Annotated in this window: 11 protein-coding genes; 5 read left to right on the top strand and 6 right to left on the bottom strand. The window is 61.4% G+C overall.

What is annotated here, in order from left to right:
• Both JX25_RS13365 and JX25_RS13360 read right to left on the bottom strand, forming a co-directional pair.
• Positions 1-939, bottom strand: coding sequence for an ABC transporter substrate-binding protein (locus JX25_RS13365; protein ID WP_128255593.1), 939 nt, complete (start codon positions 937-939; stop codon positions 1-3).
• Positions 940-962: 23 nt separating this feature from the next.
• Positions 963-1,988 (bottom strand): ABC transporter permease, encoded by a 1,026-nt coding sequence (locus JX25_RS13360; protein ID WP_241557972.1) that lies wholly within the window; start codon positions 1,986-1,988, stop codon positions 963-965.
• 109 nt (positions 1,989-2,097) lie between these two features.
• Here JX25_RS13360 and JX25_RS13355 point away from each other — a divergent pair, with 109 nt between their 5' ends.
• Positions 2,098-3,000 carry a GntR family transcriptional regulator gene (locus tag JX25_RS13355; RefSeq protein ID WP_128255592.1) on the top strand — a complete coding sequence of 301 codons (903 nt, stop codon included), beginning with the start codon at positions 2,098-2,100 and terminating at the stop codon, positions 2,998-3,000.
• On the opposite strand, the gene JX25_RS13350 is transcribed toward JX25_RS13355, so the two are convergent.
• Positions 2,971-3,924 (bottom strand): aldo/keto reductase, encoded by a 954-nt coding sequence (locus tag JX25_RS13350; RefSeq protein WP_241557971.1) that lies wholly within the window; start codon positions 3,922-3,924, stop codon positions 2,971-2,973. The two genes, JX25_RS13355 and JX25_RS13350, sit on opposite strands and share 30 nt — an antisense overlap.
• A 57-nt stretch (positions 3,925-3,981) precedes the next feature.
• Here JX25_RS13350 and JX25_RS13345 point away from each other — a divergent pair, with 57 nt between their 5' ends.
• Entirely contained in the window at positions 3,982-4,782 is an 801-nt protein-coding gene (locus tag JX25_RS13345; RefSeq protein WP_128255591.1) for an amidohydrolase family protein, read from the top strand.
• Between the two features lie 39 nt (positions 4,783-4,821).
• Here the strand turns inward: JX25_RS13345 and JX25_RS13340 are convergent, their stop codons facing one another.
• Positions 4,822-6,231 (bottom strand): alkaline phosphatase D family protein, encoded by a 1,410-nt coding sequence (locus JX25_RS13340; RefSeq protein ID WP_128255590.1) that lies wholly within the window; start codon positions 6,229-6,231, stop codon positions 4,822-4,824.
• Positions 6,232-6,401: 170 nt separating this feature from the next.
• Between JX25_RS13340 and JX25_RS13335 the strand changes: the two genes are divergently transcribed.
• Positions 6,402-7,616 carry an SMP-30/gluconolactonase/LRE family protein gene (locus tag JX25_RS13335; protein ID WP_128255589.1) on the top strand — a complete coding sequence of 405 codons (1,215 nt, stop codon included), beginning with the start codon at positions 6,402-6,404 and terminating at the stop codon, positions 7,614-7,616.
• 51 nt (positions 7,617-7,667) lie between these two features.
• On the opposite strand, the gene JX25_RS13330 is transcribed toward JX25_RS13335, so the two are convergent.
• Entirely contained in the window at positions 7,668-8,753 is a 1,086-nt protein-coding gene (locus JX25_RS13330; RefSeq protein WP_128255588.1) for a hypothetical protein, read from the bottom strand.
• A gap of 418 nt (positions 8,754-9,171) precedes the next feature.
• On the bottom strand, positions 9,172-11,919 hold the full coding sequence (locus tag JX25_RS13325) for a calcium-binding protein (protein WP_164876163.1): 2,748 nt from the start codon (positions 11,917-11,919) through the stop codon (positions 9,172-9,174).
• A 400-nt stretch (positions 11,920-12,319) separates the two neighbouring features.
• Here JX25_RS13325 and JX25_RS13320 point away from each other — a divergent pair, with 400 nt between their 5' ends.
• Both JX25_RS13320 and JX25_RS13315 read left to right on the top strand, forming a co-directional pair.
• Positions 12,320-13,525, top strand: coding sequence for a Hint domain-containing protein (locus JX25_RS13320; RefSeq protein ID WP_128255586.1), 1,206 nt, complete (start codon positions 12,320-12,322; stop codon positions 13,523-13,525).
• Between the two features lie 148 nt (positions 13,526-13,673).
• Positions 13,674-14,774, top strand: a complete 1,101-nt coding sequence (locus tag JX25_RS13315) for a Fic family protein (protein ID WP_128255585.1) — start codon at positions 13,674-13,676, stop codon at positions 14,772-14,774.
• Positions 14,775-14,842: the final 68 nt, after the last annotated feature.

The following is a 14,842-nucleotide window of genomic DNA, read 5'->3' as shown; positions in this document are numbered from 1 at the left end:
TCAGTAAAGAACGTTCTGCGCTTCGGCGGAATCCACGTTGGACTGGTCCACCATCACGACGCCGGTGTTGATGAAGCTTTCCACCGTTTCGCCGTTCAGGATGTCCATCACGGTTTGGACGCCCTGTTCGCCCATCGCAAAGGACCCTTGCACTGCCGTCGCCGTCAGCACGCCGTCGCGCACGAACTGCTGCAGATCGGCGTTGCCATCAAAGCCAAGCGCGACAAGCTGCCCCGCCTTGCCAGCCTGCATGATCGCGCGGCCCATGCCCACGGCGGTGGGTTCATTCGCCCCGAAGATGCCCACCAGATCGGGGTTCGAGGCCAGCATGTCGGTCGTCTGGTTCAGCGCATTCGCCATCTGGCTTTGCGAATAAAGCGGGCCCACCACCTCCAGATCCGAATTGGCGGTCAGATATTCTGTGAAGCAGCCGACGCGCCCGATTTCCGATCCCACACCCGCGACATAGGACATGATGCCGACCTTGCCGGTGGTGCCAGCCTCGTCGATCATGCGCTTTGCGACCTGTTCGCCCGCAGCGCAATTGTCGGTGGACAGAAACGCCTGATAGCTGCCCTTGCCGCCTTCGCCCAACGCACTGTCGATGATGACAACCGGGATCGCGCTTTCAAACGCGCGGCGGACCACGGGGATCAGCGCCTCCGGATCGGAGGGGGCCAGCACGATGCCCGCGACGCCGCGGTTGATCGCGTTTTCCACAAGGCTGACCTGATCGGCGACGGCGCTTTCCGATGCCGGCCCGTCGAAGCTGAGCGTGTGTTCCGACTGACCGTCGATCGCGGCCTGCGCGCCCTTGTTCACGTTCTGCCAGAAGTTGGAGTTCGTGGTCTTCACGATGACCGCGATTTCCCCCGCATGGGCGGCTCCCGCGGTCAGCGCGATGGCCGAGACGGCCAGAAGCGTCTTCAGATGTTTCATGGTAATCCTCCCCTTTGTTATGTTCAGCGCCGGTTGCGAACCTGGTCGATCCAGACGGCGCCGATGACGACAAGGCCGATGACGATCTGCTGGATGAAGGCCGACACGCCGGCCATGTTCAGCCCATTGCGCAGGATGCCGATGATGAACGCCCCGATCATCGTGCCCGAGATGGTGCCCACCCCCCCGGACAAGGAAGCCCCCCCGATCACCGCCGCCGCGATGGCGTCGAGTTCGTACATCACGCCCTCGCTTGGCTGGGCCGTCACAAGGCGCGACATCAGCACGTTGCCGGCCAGCCCCGCCAGCGCACCCGACATCGTATAGGCATACATCTTGGTCCAATCGACCTTAACGCCGGACAGGCGGGCCGCTTCCTCGTTCGATCCCGTGGCGTAAAGGTGCCGCCCGATCCTGCGGCGGCGCAGCAGGTAGGTCGCTGCGATGGCAACGACCAGCAGCAGGATCGCAGGATAGGGAACGCCGGGAAAGATGACACGCGGAAAGCCGTTCGGCTGCATCTCCACCATGCGGAAGAGGGCGCCGTTGCCCAGCCAGCCGAACCCCTCGCCCAGCTGCGAAATGGGGGCCGCGCCAGTCAGTTGCAGCGCCACGCCACGCGCGATCAGCATCATGCCCAGCGTGGCCACGAAAGGCGGGATGCGCAGCCGGGTGATCACCACCCCGTTGAACGCACCGCAGGCCGCCCCCGCGATGATGCCCACGCACATCGCGGGCATCACGGGCAGGCCTGCCTTCACGCTCATCGCCGACACGACGCCAGAAAGCGCAAGGACCGAACCCACCGACAGGTCAATGCCGCCTGTGATGATCACCAGCGTCAGCCCGATCCCCAGAAGCCCGATGACGGAAGTTTGCAGCAGGATCGTCAGCCCGTTGTTCACCGAAAAGAAGGCCGGGCTGGCCATCGCGAAGCCAAGGATCAGCAGCATCAGCGTCAGCAGCGCCGAAGCGCGGTGCATCTGGTCGCGGCCGATCACGAACCTGCGCCCCCGCCGATCATCCCACGAGATCCTTGCATCCGACACCGCTCCCCCCAGACCGACTGAATCAAATTATTAAATACATTGAGCAGGTGGCTTGCACCTGTCAATGGTGTTTAATAATTCTGGACGGAAGGTCAGGCAGGGGAAGATCATGGCACGCAGCGACACCCGCTTTCGCGAAGCGTTCAACCACTTGCTGGATTTCTGCGCCACGATGCCTGCAGGTGCCGAACTTCCTGCCGAGGCCACGCTGAGCGAGGCTGCTGGCGTCAGCCGCACCGTCGTGCGCCGCTGCCTGACAAGGATGGCCGATCTTGGCATCGTTGCATGGGACGGGCGCGCCAAGCATCTTCTGCGCGCGCCCCTCACCGCCGACCGGATCGCCCTGCCCGACACGTCCGGCGGGCGGGACCAGTTGGAAAAGCGGTTTCTGGACTGGGTGCTGCGCTTCGACGTGCCCGCCGATACGCCACTTTCGGTTGCGGAACTTGCCCGCACCTTCGATGTGGCCCCGCACGACCTGAAGGAGTTTCTTGCCAGCCTCAGCCGGTTCGGGCTTGTTGCACGCCGGCCCCGCGGCGGCTGGATACTGCGCGGCTTTACCAAGGATTTCGCGATCGAGCTTTCGGATTTCCGCCTGATCCTGGAGCTTGACGCCATTGCCAAGGTGGCAGAGGCGCCGGTGGATCATCCGGTCTGGCAGCGGCTGGCCGAGCTGCGGGCGGCGCATCTGGCGCTGGCCGACCGTATCGCCACCGATTTCCATGAATTTTCCAAGCTGGACGAAGCGTTCCACGAGGCGATCAACTCCGTCGTCCGCAACCGCTTCATGGCGGAATCGCAGAAGGTCATATCGTTGATATTCCACTATCATTACATGTGGGACAAAACGCACGAGATGGACCGGAACCTTGCCGCCATCAACGAACATCTGGCCGTGATCGACGCATTGGAGGCCCGCGACGCCCCCCGCGCCTGCGAGGCGGCGCGCCAGCACCTGCGAACCTCCAAGTCGACGCTGCTGTCATCCTTGCGGCATCACGCCCTCGGCTGACAGGGCGGCAAGATTGCGCCGCAACATGCCGGCATCCGCCGTGCCAAGCAGGACCGATGCCGCTGCAGGATGCTGATGCGCGAAGCGAAGCGCGGCAGTGGCCAGCGGGACCGCTCCCGCCGCGGCCTGCAAGGCGGCAACGCGGTCCAGCACATCCTGCGGCGCCGGGGCGTAGTCATAGGTTGCCCCCGCCACCGGCCCCGTTGCAAGGATGCCGGAATTGAAGATGCCCCCAAGCACAAGGCTTGTCCCCGCCTTGCGGCAGCGCGGCACCAGTTCCGCCTCGGCCGACCGGTCCAGCAGGGTCAGCCTGCCCGCCAGAAGGATCACGTCCAGCGGCGCGTGGTCCATCACCTGCAGGCAAATCCCGCATTCGTTGACGCCCAGCCCGAACGCGCCGATCCGCCCCGCCCGCTTCAGCCGCATCAGGCGGTCATGGCCGGAGCCAAGAAACGCCTCCAGATGTGCCGCGTGGTTGGCACCGTGGGTGACGGCGCCCAGATCATGAACGTAAAGAATATCGACATGGCTGACGCCCAGCCGGTCAAGGCTCTGCTCGAAGCTCTCCTCGATCCCGTCGCCGGAATAGTCGTAGCGGACATCGTTCTGCAACGGGTTGATATAGTGATCCGCCTCGGCAATCGGGGCCCGTGCGGGCGAAAGGACCCGCCCTACCTTGGTGGAAAGTGTGAAACCGTCCCGCCCCTTCAGGAAGCGCCCAAGCCGCTGTTCCGACAGCCCGCGCCCGTAATGCGGGGCGGTGTCGAAGTAACGGATGCCAGCCCTCCAGGCCGTCTCCAGTACGTCCTCTGCCGCCGCATCCGAGGCCTCGCGATACAGGTTCCCGATGCTCGCCCCGCCGAACGAAATTTCGGTAACCGTCACATCCGTCTGCCCGATACGGTTTCGCCTGATGATTGACATCCCGAACCCCTTCTTCATACGGTTCATTATTATTTGGAACATCCAGTGTGGCAAGCGATGATAGATGCACATCAGCACTTCTGGCGTATCTCGCGGGGCGACTACGGCTGGATGGATGACAGCGTTGCAGCGATCCGGCGTGACCACCTGCCCGCCGACCTGCACCCGCTGGCCGAAAAGGGCGGGATCGACGGCACTGTTCTGGTGCAGGCCGCGCCAACCGTGGAGGAGACGCTGTTCCTGCTAGAGATTGCCGACCGCACTCCGCTGGTGCGCGGCGTTGTTGGCTGGATCGATCTGGAGGGCGACGTGGATGCGCAACTGCAACGGATCGGCCATCCGGCCCTGCGGGGCATCCGCCCGATGTTGCAGGACATTGCCGATACAGCCTGGGTGTTGCGAGAGCGGGTCATCGAAGGCTTGCGCAAGGTGGCGGCGCGCGGCCTGCGGATGGATGCGCTGATCACCCCGCGCCACCTTCCCGTCATCGACCGGCTGGCGCGCCTGATCCCAGCCCTGCCGATCGTGGTGGACCATTGCGCCAAGCCAGTTTTCCCGATCACCGACGCGTGGAGGAGCGGGATCGCGTCCCTTGCCGTGCATCCACAGATCTTCTGCAAGCTCTCGGGCCTTGCGAATGAATGCGGCCGCGACTGGTCCGCCGATTCTTTGCGCCCCGTGGCCGATCACGTCATCGGCGCGTTCGGGGCGAACCGCGTGATGTGGGGCAGCGACTGGCCGGTGCTGAACCTTGCGGGCAACTATGAAAGGTGGCTGGCGGTGGCGCAACAGATCGTGGCGCCGGGGGATCATGCAAAGGTATTTGGCGGCTCGGCCACGCAATTCTATGATCTTTGAAACAAGCGCCGGCCTCGCAGGCGTGTGCTTTACATGCCGTCAAAGGTCAAGCGCGGGTGATGTGCCGCTGTTCTCGAACTCCCACTGCGCCCGCCACGTATCCCCTTCCCTGCACAGGGTCAGGTAGTTGCGTTCTGCCACATAGCGCCCCTTCTGGCCCGGAATGCGCTGCATCCGGATCGGGCGGCCGGGAAGTGGCGCATCACCAATGCTTGAGAGAAGCCCAAGGAAGCGGGCCCAAGCCTTCGGCGGTGGACGGTGCGAAATGCCCGACGCAACCAGTTGGTGCAGCAGCACGCCGCCGTCCATGCCCATCTCTGCCCGGGTGGCCAAGTGAATCTCGCCCGACAGCGCAACCACATTGCGCCCGTTGCCCCCCAGCCGAACCATGAGGCGCAGCATTCGCTGCCATTCGTCCCGATGTGCGTGGCTTTGCCACTGGTCGCGCAGGTCATCCTCGAACCGCTGCATCTGCGGAACCAGTATCATCAGCGTTTCCAGAAGCGAAAGGCGCGGCCCAAGCAGGGGCACGCTTGACATCACAACGCAGCGTTCATCCGGTCCGGGTTCTTCCTGCCCGTCAAGAAAAGCCCAACCGCCCCGCCCCATGATGCGACGCCGGGTGCGTTCGGATCGCAGATCCGGCGCCAGCAGGCGCAGCTTCGGAATGCGGATGCTCCACCCAAGATGCCCGCCCGCCGGATCGGCAAAACGCGGGGGCAGATCGCCCTCGGCGGCGGCGGCCTGAAACACCAGAAAAGCCTCCCGCGCCGCAGCGAAAAGCGCCTGTCCAATGGCTGAATCCGTCGCCTCGCGCTGAAGAGAGCCCCACCCATCGCAGATGTCGTGATCGTCCCACTGCATCAGGGACGGGATGCGCGCCACGGCCCATGCGAATTCCGGCGAAGCGTAGAGGGCGACATAGCGTTGCAAAAATCGCTCTCGCAGATGATGCCGCAGGTCGGCCAGCGCTTCGGGTGAAGGCGTCTCCGCCGGCATGCCCGGCCAATCTGCGGTCAGGGCATGACCATCCGTCGCTTCGTCCGCATAAACTTGATCGCCGCCGTGCAGCAGGATCGAAAAAGGTTGTGCTGCGTGATCCCTGCACAAGCGCGCCCACATCGCGTTACGTTCGGACCCTTCACGATGCAGATCGCCGATCTCTTCGCCGTTGCAGGAAACATAGGCGATGCGCATCTGGTCGGACGTGCCGGTCTGGACAGCAAAGGTGGTGCCGTTCCAGCGGTATTCGCCTTCGTTCCCAAGCAGGAAACGGGCGCGGTAGACCGTCATCGTGTCATATTCGGCAATTGCAACCGCCGGACTGGACCGGGCAGCCGTTTCCACCGGAGGGGGCCGCTGGCCCTTCGGCGCAATGAACAACGCGGCAAGATGCAGCCCGTCCGGAGTCGCATCATCAAGGAAAAGAACTGGCCCGTGAATTTTCATACCCCTGCGTAAACCAGCCCGGCCGCCAGCACCAGATCGCCGGTGCCTGTCAGGAAAAGCAAGCCGCCGTTCGGGGAATACCGCATCATCCGGCGCATGCGAATCTTGGACAGGTCGATTTTCAACCATGTAGGCTTGGCTGGCGCCAAGCCGGCGCAAGGGAGGAAACCATGACAAGACGTTTCATGCACGGACTGTCCCGGCGGGAGGCAATCGGGGCGATCAGTGCGGGTACCGCAGGGCTGGCCTTCAGCGCGGCCAATGCGCAGGAATCGACCACGGCCGCCCGGGCAGAGCCACCTTCGACGATCACCAACCCGCCGCGCGATTTCGGGCCCGAAGGCGCGCCCAACGTTTACTTCTCTGACCCTGACGTCATCACCGTCGATCCGGCATTCGATGCCCTTGCACAGCCCAATGCACCTATCCAGCGGCTTTGGACGGGCGCTCTTTGGGCGGAAGGGCCGGCGTGGAACGGGGTGGGCAAGTACCTTGTATGGTCGGACATTCCGAACAACCGTCAGCTTCGCTATCTTAGCGAGGACGGGCATGTCAGCACGTTCCGGCTGCCTTCCAACAATTCCAACGGGAACAGCTTCGATCATCAGGGGCGCCAGCTTTCCTGCGAGCATCTGACCCGCCGCGTTGTCCGGTATGAACTTGATGGTTCGGTGACGATCATCGCGGATGCCTTCGAGGGAAAACCCCTCAACTCTCCGAACGATGTCGTGGCCCATACCGATGGCAGCTACTGGTTCACCGATCCGCCCTATGGCGGCCAGCTTTACGAAGGGGCCGTGGGCGCGCCCGGCGGGCCAACCAATCCTGACGGGCTGATCAACAACCGGCTTGGCCAACCGCCCGAGATCGGCACCTTGCAGCGCGAATTGCCCACCGCCACCTATCGCGTGGATGCCGATGGTGTTGTCACGCAGGTTGTCGACGAGGGGACTGTCCCCGATCCCAACGGGCTTGCCTTCTCCCCGAACGAGGACCGGCTTTACATCGCATCGACCGGAAAGGGGCCGGGCGATCAGGGCCCCGGCGGCGAGGGCGTGATCTTCGTGTTCGACGTTGCCGATGGCAAGGCAACGAACGGGCGCATCTTCACCGACTGCGTCGTTGACGGGGTGAAGTGCGGGCCGGACGGCTTGGCCGTCGACGTTTATGGCAATGTCTGGTCCTCATCCAATGCCGGGCGAAACGTGGGGTATAACGGCGTGACCTGCTGGTCGCCCGAGGGTAAGCTGCTTGGCCGCATCCGCCTGCCAGAGGTGTGCGGCAACCTGTGTTTCGGAGGCCCGAAGCGCAACCAACTGTTCATGACGGCGAGCCAGTCGCTTTATGCGGTCCATACGGCAACACAAGGTGCCGGTCCGGCCTGACACACAGCGCCACGCCAACTGCCAACATGTTGGCGTGGCTGCGACGCGAACTCAGTCGATCGCAACCTTAACGGCACCGCTTGTCTTCAGGATTGACTTGGGCTGCTCCAGGATTTCCACTTTCGAGGCTGCCCTCAACGCCTTGATGCTGTCTTTCTCCAGCCTGATCGCTTTGAGAAGTTCGTCTTCTTCGGGCGATCTCTGCTTCGCCTTGAGTGCCTTCATGGTGGTCCAGACGTATCCGGCCCTGTCTTGTCTCTTGTGATCTTCATGCATAAGCGAGCTGACGCTGTCATACATGGTATATCTCGCGATGCAGCTATCCACAGATCGCTCATATCTGGTTCCATACAGGTATTTAGGCTGATGGAAGTGCAGGATTGCGCCATCGCAACCGTCGAATTTCGCAACCTCTTGAACCACTTCTTCCGGCTTCTTCAGGTTCCGCGTAAGGGACAGATTGTATATCTGGTCCAGGGACTGCATGTCCAAGCCGGCGCGTTTTATCGCGATGGGCAATGCGATCTGATCCAGCCACGGACGGCGTTGAGGGATCTCTTCATCGGCATCAAGGGAAAGGGCGGTTTCCATCCAGGCATCGGCGAATGATGACTTGGTTGGGAAGCTGATCATGCCTGCATTGAAGTAGGGCAAGCTTTCGCGCTTGGTGCGGCTTAGCAGGACGCGTTCAGCCGGCAGCGGCATGCCGAAATGTGCGTAAGCCTTTTCCCACCAGCTGATGTCCTTCCCCCACGTGAAACGCCCCTCGGTGACAACGCTGATGGTTCCCGCGCGGGCGATCTCGTTCACGTCGAACGTGCGGGCGATTGCGATATCGGTGTCCAGAAAAACCGAATGTTCCGACGTGCGCGGCTGGCACGCCGCCACGATCTTGTTGCCATGCTTGTAGTGGGGCGCGAAGTCACCCGGCGGCATGAACCGGATGTCCACGCTCAGATGCTCATAAAGCTCAATGATATAATCAGGAACCAGATGCCGCTTCGTTTCGGGGCAATAGGCAAGCAGCGGCGTCTCAGGGAAGTGGGCCCGCGCCGTGCACACGAGGATGATGCTATCAAGAAGCAGTGCAGGTGGGTCGATGACGAAGAAGAATGTTAGGTCGCGCGCGCCAAGCATAGAAGTCTTCCTGAAGAAAGTTCGCGTGTGTCGTCTTGCCGATCATCCGGATTGCATTCACCGGCGGCTGTCTCCCGGCCTACCATCCAGCAAGTTTCGAGATCTTCCCTGAGGTTTGCATAGCTCCACCCGAAATGCCAAGCAGGATGGTGCCTATCCCCAAGAACGGGACCGCTTGAAGTTGCAGCTGCTCAGTTTCTTCGGCTTGAAGCGGAGGGGCGTCGAAGATGCGCTTTGCACAGGACGAACGTCAATCCTTCGTGCCGGAACCGGTGCCTTCGGTCCGTGATGCAGAGCCGATACCTCCGGCCCTGCGACATGCTGCCGCCATGGTTTCCCGCTACGTGATCAGGTCTGCGGGTTCGCCATGTTTGGCAAACCCGCAGGCCCTGTCAGGTGCCAATCACGGTACCCTCGTTCAGATGATATCAAGGACAGCGTCGGACAGTGTGCCGCGGAAGTTGTCGATCACGACGGTGTCACCGCTTTCGAAGGTGATAACGGTGCCCGTCGATGTGACGGTGGCACGCGACTGAACCGCTTCAAGCGAGGTCGAACCGCCCACAAGTGCGGAGTCAACTTGCAACACATCGCCTTGTCGCGCGTTGAAGTCCGTGATGCGCAGGCTGTTATCCCCGAGGCTGAAGATGAACGTATCGGCGGCACCGCCCCCTTCGGCGATATCGACTCCCGATCCACCGGAAAGGATGTCGGTTCCGGCACCACCAAACAGGCGATCATTCCCGACCCCGCCATACAACCTGTCGGCCATGTCCCCCCCGTAAAGGAAGTCGTCACCATTATCCCCGTAAAGGTTGTCTTGGCCGATATCGCCGTTCAGGACGTCATTGCCGGCACCGCCATACAAGTTGTCCGTGTTTCCGCCGCCATAAAGCGTGTCGTTGTGACTGTCACCATACAGCGTATCATTGCCTTCGTTCCCGTAAAGGACGTCGTTTCCGTTCCCGCCATAAAGCGTATCAAAGCCCGCCCCGCCGGAAAGGGAATCGTTACCGCCATCACCCGAAAGCAGGTCGTTGGAACCGCCGCCGTCAAGCTTGTCGCCACCACCCCCGCCATAAAGCTTGTCCGTGCCGACGCCGCCGTTCAGGATGTCGGACCCGTTATCGCCATAAAGCCGGTCACTGCCTCCGCCGCCCTCCAGCAGGTCGTTGTGCATGCCGCCGTAAAGCAGGTCGTTGCCATCGCCGCCATACAGCTCGTCATTGTTGTCGCCGCCTTCCAGCCGGTCAGCTGCCCCGCCCCCATAGATGATGTCGTTTCCGGCACCTCCAAAAAGTTGATCATCGCCAACGCCGCCCACGGGATCGCCATAGATGGTGTCGTTGCCAGCGCCCCCGTAAAGGATGTCCGTACCCGGACGGCCTTGCAGAACCTCATCGTCGGATACGGGTTCGACGGGATCGGCGTTGCCTTCTGCCGGAAGAAGGGAATTCGCCACCTCGTCCAGGCGATCCCCCATGCCGATGATGATGATCTCCCCCCCACCGGGAAGGGCCACGTGAAGATCCCGCGGGCCCCGCTGATCCCAATCCACTGAATGTGCCTGGGCGCGAAGATCGGCAGCCGTGTATCCGGCTTCGTTGACGATCAGGAGATCTCCCTCCGAGGGGGAAAAGTCGACAAGGATCGTCGTGCCGCGCGGGTGGGCCACGAAGATGTCCCCTCCGGCGCCGCCATACATCTGGCTTATGCCGGCGCCGCCGATGATACTGTCGGCCCCGCGACCGCCGAACAGGTGGTCATGGCCACTGGAGCCGCCATTGACGGTGTCATTCCCGTCCTGCCCGTAAAGGAAGTCGTCTCGCAGGTTGCCCCGCACCCTGTCATTTCCGCTTCCGCCATAAAGGAAGTTGTTGGCCATCGCGCTGCCACCCAGCGTGTCATCGCCGCCATGACCGACGCCAAGCCCCAGAAATTGCGCGATATCGAATTCATTGCTGGCGTCATAATCGGGATCATTGGTCTGGTTGCGCAGCCGTCCTTGAATCAGCTGGATTTCCACCAGCTCATCCCCCGAATGCGCTGCATCTTCACCGCCAAGGGTGAAGGCATCCATGGCAGCACCATAGCTGGCTTGCTGGACAAACCGCAGCGTGCCGTCGGGATCAATCCGCGAAAGGTTGGATTCGCCATACTGGCTGCCGGTGAACCAGCTTATGGCCACGCCGTTATCCGCGAACCAGTCATAGGCCAGCGTGAAACCCTGCACCTCCGGCCGGTCGGATTTCAGGTTATAGGCTTGGTTGCCCTGCGCATTGGTTTCGGTGAGGATAAGGGCATCCTCCATGATCGGGGCGTAGATCTGGTCAAGCACCGCGCGAACATCGTCGGGATCGGACAGTCCCGTCGTGCCAAGCCAGCCCGGATACAGGTGGGCCGACCACACAAGGCTGTCGCCAAGGCCCGCGCGGATGTAATCCAGCGCGCTGCCGTTCCCCATCATCACATCGTCCATCGTCTGGAACTGCGCTGAATAGTTCCAGCCCCCGACCATGATCTTGGCATCGCCCGACCGTTCTTCGATCATCTGCCCCAGCTGGACCATGTGCTGGGCGTAAAGCGGAACGAATTCCTGCAAGCCTTCGGCACGCCGATTCGCATAGAAGGTGGCCGTGTTGTAAGCTGCCGGCTCGTTCACGATCTCATGCGCGTAAACGGCGTCGCTGACGGCTGGATGGGCATCCATCCAGTCCAGCATCAGGTTCCAGCCCTGCTCCATCGAGTCATATATTTCGCCGGTCAGTGCCTCCCGCATCTCTGCCAATGCGCCGGGGCCGCTGGCGGTCGTGGTTTGGGCAGGGCCGTTCATCTGCACCATGATGAAGTTGAACCCTTCCTTGGCGGCCGCCTCAAGGAAACGTTCATATTGGGGGTGCAGGCTTCCATCGGCGTTGAAGCTGTTCACGTTGAACGGAAGCCGCAGCGTTGTCACCTCCGGCAGAGCATCGCGCAACCGCTCCGCATAAAGCTCGGGGTTGTCGCCCATGTCCACGGGGATCGTCTGGAAATCGCTTTGCCACAGATAGTACTTGCTGTCGGCCCGCAGATTGGCTTCGTAGGTTCCGTTTGCCTGGTCGATGGCAATCTGGTCTTCCGCCATGACCTGAAGGTTGATGATGTTCAGGTGGGATGTGCTTTCCATGCGCAGCTCTTCCATATTTGCATGACGCTTATGGTTGAGTAGACGCAAGTCTTTGTTCACGAAGTAAATACGGGGACAGTTTTACCAGATAATCTTGCGACTAAACAACCTTCGGTTGGGTAGATAGAACCTATGGGTTCTCCTGTAAACCAGAATGGTGAAGAACCGCCTAGATGCAAGGAACGATCCTATAGGCTATGTCATAGAATATTCATTGGAATTTTCTTTCGTCACTGCCCGGTAATATGATGAATTTCTACCGGAGTTGAACAGAGGCGTGGATGAGGTTGGCAACGGCATTATGCAACCTGTGGTTGATATCAAAGTGACTCAGCGCCCATAAGGCGGTAACGTTCTTCCATTCGTGACGCAGAGTTGTCATCCTCAAGGAATATTCATCATGCCGTTCGTAACCCAGCTTCCATCCAGTGTGATCAGCATTGACACGTCCGGGAACCCTGCTCTCAGCACGAACCTGAACCTGCTCAACCTGTTCACGGCCACAGAGTCCGTGCAATTCGATCTTTATGACGTTTCCACGGACGGCGCGGCAACTGTCGCGCCGGGCGATACGCTGCAGCCCGTAACCTCGACCGGCACGCCGGTTGCGCCAGCCGGCACCTTCATTGGCGGAGCCACCTTCGGGACGGCCGATTTCAACCTGAACCTTAGCGGTGCCGAACTGGCGGTCACGGTGGGGGATTTGTCCGGCCATTTGTATCAGGACAGCGATGGCAACGTATACTTCATCACCGAAGCCCCGGTGGATGACGCCAATGTGGATGTGGCAGTAACGGGAACAGTGCTTGGTGACCCCCTTGAACCCGTGAACGTTCCGCTGAGCGAGCTGGCCGATGCATTGCCGCTGGGCCTCGGCCCTACCGTGCAAGCGGTGGCGAATGGGGCTTCTGTATTCCTGACCGAGACCGACACGGACCCGGTGGTCCTGTCTGACGATCAAACGTTTGATCAGGTCGTCTGCTTCGGCCGCGGCACACTGATCGAAACCAAACGCGGACCGGTACCCGTGGAGCGTCTTCGCGCCGGAGATGAGGTTGTGACACGCGGCAATGGCCTGCAGACCATTCGGTGGTGCGGCAGCGTAACGGTGGACCAGGACCGGATGATGCGGGCACCGGGGCTGGTTCCTGTCCGCATCCGCGCGGGTGCTTTGGGGGGCGGGCTTCCTGTGCAAGATCTGATCGTCTCGCAACAGCATCGCGTGCTTGTCCGTTCGAAGATCGCCGCGCGGATGTTCAACTCACCAGAGGTCCTGCTTGCGGCCAAACACCTTGTGGGGCTGGAAGGGATCGAGCTTGCCAGCGACCTGGCAAAGGTCGAATACTTCCACTTTCTGTGCGACGACCATCAGGTTGTCATCTCGAACGGGGCCGAGACGGAAACGATGTTCACCGGCGGCGTCGCGCTGAAGGCAGTCGGGGCTGCTGCACGCGAAGAGATCTTTGCGCTGTTTCCGGAATTGAAAGATGTGAATTTCCACCCTGTGCCCGCCCGCGTTCTGGCTGCGGGTCGCAAATCGCGGATGCTTGTGATGCGGCATGCCAAACATGATCGTGATCTCGTCGATGCGACGCGGCAGGCGTAGGAACTCTGTTAGACTGGTTTTGCCGAGGATCTGATGCCGACGTCCATATGTTGCGAGGGCGGTCCAGAACTGCGGATGAGCGATTGGACCAGCTTCCATAAATCATTATTTCGAGGTATCTGAGTTATAGAAAGGACGTCTATAACTCATGCCTTGGAACTGGACACAAGCCGGCTGGCCGAACTTCCGCTATGACAGCGCCGCGATAGCGCCTTTTGAACAGCGATTCCTGATGTCTTCGGGCGAAATACTGGGCGCGGTCCGCCATGTGACAGGGGAGGACCGCAACCGCCTGCGCATCGACCTTCTGAGCGAGGAAGCGATGCGCACAAGTGCCATCGAGGGCGAAGTTCTGGATCGATCAAGCGTCCAATCCTCGTTGCGGCGCCACTTCGGACTGGCAGCCGACAATGCGCCCGCGCGGCCTCGTGAACAGGGCATCGCAGAGATGATGGCCGACGTCTATTCCGGATTTGCGGATCCCCTCTCGGGCCAGACCCTTTGCCGCTGGCATGGCATGCTTTTGTCGCACGACCGCGGGCTGGAGACGATCGGCGCCTACCGCCGGCATGACGAGGCGATGCAGATCGTTTCCGGCCGTATCGATCGGCAAACGGTCCATTTCGAAGCCCCGCCCTCTGCGCAGGTGCCGACAGAAATGCGCGTATTCATCGACTGGTTCAACCGCACTGTCCCCAACGGGCCTGCGCCCCTGCCAGCGTTGACGCGTGCTGCGCTTGGCCACTTGTGGTTCGAAAGCGTCCATCCTTTCGAAGATGGCAATGGCCGCATCGGGCGGGCGCTTGCGGAAAAGTCCCTGGCCCAGAACATCGGCCAGCCCAGCCTGATTGCGCTGGCCTACACGATCGAACGTGACCGCAAGACCTATTACGACAAGCTTGAAACGCACCAGAGGACCCTTGATGTCACTGACTGGCTGGTATGGTTCGGGCAAACGGTCCTTGATGCCCAGCAGGCAACACTGGATCGCGTTGCGTTCTTCATCGCCAAGGCCAAGTTCTACGACCTGCACCGGGGGCGCCTGAACGAACGTCAGGCGAAGGTGGTGGCGCGGATGTTCCGCGAAGGCCCCGAAGGCTTCAAGGGCGGCCTCAGCGCCGAGAACTACATCTCGATCACCGGCACGTCGCGGGCGACCGCGACCCGCGATCTTCGCGACCTGGTGGAGATTGGGGCGCTGAAACGGACAGGGGAACGGCGGCACACCCGCTATTCGTTACTGATCTGACCGGCAGGGTTCGCGTTTGGCTTCCCGACAGAGGCGGAGCGTGCTTTCCGGCCTATGTCATGGGCCAT

The sequence above is a fragment of the Falsirhodobacter deserti genome (genome assembly GCF_004015795.1).
GTDB classification, from domain to species: Bacteria; Pseudomonadota; Alphaproteobacteria; order Rhodobacterales; family Rhodobacteraceae; genus Falsirhodobacter; species Falsirhodobacter deserti.
The sequence above is the reverse complement of the archived record's forward strand: the minus strand, read 5'-3'. Positions and strand labels throughout refer to the sequence as shown.

What these genes read in the sequence shown, in the direction of transcription:
- JX25_RS13365 (WP_128255593.1), bottom strand. Translation starts at nt 939, where the DNA reads ATGAAACATCTGAAGACGCTTCTGGCCGTCTCGGCCATCGCGCTGACC.
- JX25_RS13355 (WP_128255592.1), top strand. Translation starts at nt 2,098, where the DNA reads ATGGCACGCAGCGACACCCGCTTTCGCGAAGCGTTCAACCACTTGCTG.
- JX25_RS13350 (WP_241557971.1), bottom strand. Translation starts at nt 3,924, where the DNA reads ATGTCAATCATCAGGCGAAACCGTATCGGGCAGACGGATGTGACGGTT.
- JX25_RS13345 (WP_128255591.1), top strand. Translation starts at nt 3,982, where the DNA reads ATGATAGATGCACATCAGCACTTCTGGCGTATCTCGCGGGGCGACTAC.
- JX25_RS13340 (WP_128255590.1), bottom strand. Translation starts at nt 6,231, where the DNA reads ATGAAAATTCACGGGCCAGTTCTTTTCCTTGATGATGCGACTCCGGAC.
- JX25_RS13335 (WP_128255589.1), top strand. Translation starts at nt 6,402, where the DNA reads ATGACAAGACGTTTCATGCACGGACTGTCCCGGCGGGAGGCAATCGGG.
- JX25_RS13330 (WP_128255588.1), bottom strand. Translation starts at nt 8,753, where the DNA reads ATGCTTGGCGCGCGCGACCTAACATTCTTCTTCGTCATCGACCCACCT.
- JX25_RS13325 (WP_164876163.1), bottom strand. Translation starts at nt 11,919, where the DNA reads ATGGAAAGCACATCCCACCTGAACATCATCAACCTTCAGGTCATGGCG.
- JX25_RS13320 (WP_128255586.1), top strand. Translation starts at nt 12,320, where the DNA reads ATGCCGTTCGTAACCCAGCTTCCATCCAGTGTGATCAGCATTGACACG.
- JX25_RS13315 (WP_128255585.1), top strand. Translation starts at nt 13,674, where the DNA reads ATGCCTTGGAACTGGACACAAGCCGGCTGGCCGAACTTCCGCTATGAC.